The following is a 3,018-nucleotide window of genomic DNA, read 5'->3' as shown; positions in this document are numbered from 1 at the left end:
AATCCCCGTATCAAGGGGGATGATAACGCGGTCCAATATGAAGGCAAAGGTGCTGTGGTCATCAGCGAAGGCGGGCGTATTCTCTGGCAAGGCGCTTTTGCCCAACTGCCGGATGAATTTAAAGACCTGCCATGTGATGATTACGATGATAAAATCATTATGGCCGGGTTTATTGATCCGCATATTCACTTTCCGCAATACCGTATTCTGGCAGCCCCCGGTAAAGACCTTCTGGATTGGCTCAACCGCTTTACCTTCCCCGAAGAAAGCCGCTATAGCTCTGAAGAATATGCCGCCAAAGCCGCAGAAATTTTCCTCGATCGCCTTTTTGCCAATGGCACCACCTCGGCCCTCGCCTTTTCCTCTGTACACAAAACCTGTGCCGACACCTTATTTTCTGCTGCTGAAAAGCGCGGTATGTCGATGATCACGGGAAAGACCATGATGGACAGGCTTGCACCCGATGCTGTTCTGGATACGCCGGAAACAGCGGCAAGGGATTCACAGGACCTGATCAACAAATGGGATAACAAGGGTCGCCTAAAATACGCCATCACGCCACGTTTTGCCGTTACCTCGACCGATGCACAACTACAGGTGACAGGCGATCTTTATAAGGATAACCCAGATTGCCTCATGCAAACCCATCTGTCAGAAAGCCCCGGAGAAATTGCCACAGTGCAAAAACAGTTCCCGTGGTCCAAGGATTACACTGACGTTTACGATCACTTTAACCTGTTGGGCGAAAATTCTTTCTTTGCCCATGGTATCCACCTGTCTGAACGGGAATGCCAGCGCCTTGCCGAAAGCGGGTCCACCGTTGTGCATTGCCCGACATCCAACAACTTCCTCGGGTCCGGCCTGTTTGATATCGACCACCTGTCCAAACCGGAACGTCCCGTGGGTGTCGGCGTTGCCACAGACGTCGGCGGCGGCACCAGCTATTCCATGCTGCAAACTCTGGGCGAAGCCTATAAAGTCGCTATGCTCAAGGGCCGGAAAATAACCGCCCACGATGCCTTCTATCTCGCGACCCTTGGCAATGCCAAGCAGCTCAAACAGGATAATGAGATCGGTAATCTGGAAGCAGGAAAGTACGCCGACATTGTGGTACTAGATCCCAAAGCCACGCCCGTACTTGAAAGCCGTCAGGAAGTTTCAGAGAACCTCGAAGACGTCCTCTTCTCGCTCATGATCCTCGGCGACGACCGCGCAATCTCAGCTACCTATGTGGCGGGAGAACGGGTTTATAAGGGGTAAATCTTCATCTTCATCCATTGGGACGGCTGTCAGCCAACTCACAGTCGTCCCAATCAACTCTGTGATAGCCATTGGACAGATATTTCCAACTGGTCTTAAAAGCTGTGTAATCTAGTTCTAAATCGTTATAGAGGCCCAATCTTTTAAGTTTTCTTTCAAATTCTTCTCGGGATTTGTAAAAGAGGGCTTCTCCTGTCTCTGTAGAGAGAATGAAATAGTTCTCCTCATTACGGATGCGAATTTTATATCCGTTACGTCCTCCATCACATTCCAAATATTCCGCAGGGAGTTGTAAACCAACGTAATATCCAGACATAATATCATGGTCGACAACTGTCGCCGGAATAATAACGTCACCATCTCTAAGAATGGTGTAATTATCCGGCCGGGTAAAATTGTGATAGGAATATTCTTTATCAGAGTTGAATGCCTGAAAAACGAGATAAAGCACTCCCCAACCAAGAATGACACCGAAATATATAAGATATCTTTTGATCTTACTCAAAATCTTTGTCCTCGTAGCGATATACGATTTTAAAAGGAGTTCCCTTGCCATGCTCATCTATCGCAAGTTCATTTAAAAAATTTCTGGAGGTGATCCTGACTTTATCCACAATATTTGCGTCTTGGGGCATAGCCATTGCTTTGGGTTCAAAATCATATCCTGCGTCATATATTCGACCATTCGCCGGATTGGTGGACACATGACCATGAACTTTAAGATCATCAAGAGGCATAGGGGCTGCTATCTGACTATTTTTACTGGTTCTCCACACTGTTAATTCCCTGCCATCAACAACAAGTGGTTTTCCACCTGCGTTTCTCCACCACCACTTTGCCTGCTCATAAGTCAGCTTGTTGCCCTTACCAGCATGCCCATCAACAAATATTCTGAACATTCGATTTTCCAGTTCTTCTTTTTGTTCTTCCTTGTGGCGACGATATAAAACTCCGGCATGATCCATTCCAATAGCCCCTTATCAAATGATTAGAGATAAGGATTAACCCAGAATCTTATTAAAACAATTCATCTCAATATTTGTTATAATTTCAAACAAATTATTAGATTCGACTCACAGCAAAAGCACTACTATAAGCTACAAATTATCTCGCATTAGGTGTATAAGCAGCCTCTCGAATAATTAAAGCTATCCAGATCTATTGACCTATTTTTAATAGAAAACTTGACCACTGACTAAAGAATGCTAAGCAATAAAGTAAATAGCGGAAAAGATATGAAAGTCTCTGCATCTATTTTAAAATCGGATCTCTTTTATTCTGGTTGGGCCTTATATCCCAAACTAAAATCATCTTACTTTTTAATGCTATTTATGGTTATTGCTACAGCTATTACAAATTTTTTCATATATGGACAGCCTCAAAATTTTAATGAGTGGATAAATTTATTCGGGAAGGCCGTTTTAATATATTTAATATTTTTATTCGTTATAGCGGTTATTGGCTTAATATGTATATCGCTTAACATTACTAATCTTGTTCCAGGAAAAGGCTATTATAATTATCAGATTACTCAAGATGGATTAACAGAGAATACAGAAGGAGGTGAAGGCCTGATTAAATGGGATGGAATTGAATCAATATACATTACAAATTCATATATTTTCTTTAAATTACCCGGCCATATGATGCACATAATTCCCAAAAGAAGCTTTGAAACTCCAGAACAATGTGCAAAGTTTATAGAGTTTTCAAAATCTTTTTGGCAAGTAAGCAATAAGCCAAAATAAGTGAGCCTTA

General features: G+C 42.9%; 4 protein-coding genes. 2 read left to right on the top strand and 2 right to left on the bottom strand.

What is annotated here, in order from left to right; all coding sequences use genetic code 11:
• Positions 1-1,260, top strand: a 1,260-nt coding sequence (gene guaD, locus Q0241_RS21955; RefSeq protein ID WP_299381387.1) for a guanine deaminase, incomplete at its 5' end; no start/stop codon positions are given.
• 10 nt (positions 1,261-1,270) lie between these two features.
• Here guaD and Q0241_RS21950 read toward each other — a convergent pair.
• Together Q0241_RS21950 and Q0241_RS21945 are read right to left on the bottom strand one after the other, a co-directional pair.
• A complete protein-coding gene (locus Q0241_RS21950) occupies positions 1,271-1,765 on the bottom strand; it encodes a hypothetical protein (RefSeq protein WP_299381384.1) in 495 nt (164 codons plus the stop codon).
• Positions 1,758-2,225, bottom strand: coding sequence for a hypothetical protein (locus tag Q0241_RS21945; RefSeq protein ID WP_299381381.1), 468 nt, complete (start codon positions 2,223-2,225; stop codon positions 1,758-1,760). Before Q0241_RS21945 ends, Q0241_RS21950 begins: the two co-directional genes overlap by 8 nt.
• A 270-nt stretch (positions 2,226-2,495) precedes the next feature.
• Between Q0241_RS21945 and Q0241_RS21940 the strand changes: the two genes are divergently transcribed.
• Positions 2,496-3,008 (top strand): YcxB family protein, encoded by a 513-nt coding sequence (locus Q0241_RS21940; protein ID WP_299381379.1) that lies wholly within the window; start codon positions 2,496-2,498, stop codon positions 3,006-3,008.
• Positions 3,009-3,018 lie beyond the last annotated feature (10 nt).

Origin of the sequence: uncultured Kiloniella sp. (genome assembly GCF_937128705.1) — a bacterium.
Lineage (GTDB): Bacteria > Pseudomonadota > Alphaproteobacteria > Kiloniellales > Kiloniellaceae > Kiloniella.
The sequence above is the reverse complement of the archived record's forward strand: the minus strand, read 5'-3'. Positions and strand labels throughout refer to the sequence as shown.

Coding starts and splice junctions, on each gene's coding strand:
- Q0241_RS21945 (WP_299381381.1), bottom strand. CDS start 2,225: ATGGATCATGCCGGAGTTTTATATCGTCGCCACAAGGAAGAACAAAAA.
- Q0241_RS21940 (WP_299381379.1), top strand. CDS start 2,496: ATGAAAGTCTCTGCATCTATTTTAAAATCGGATCTCTTTTATTCTGGT.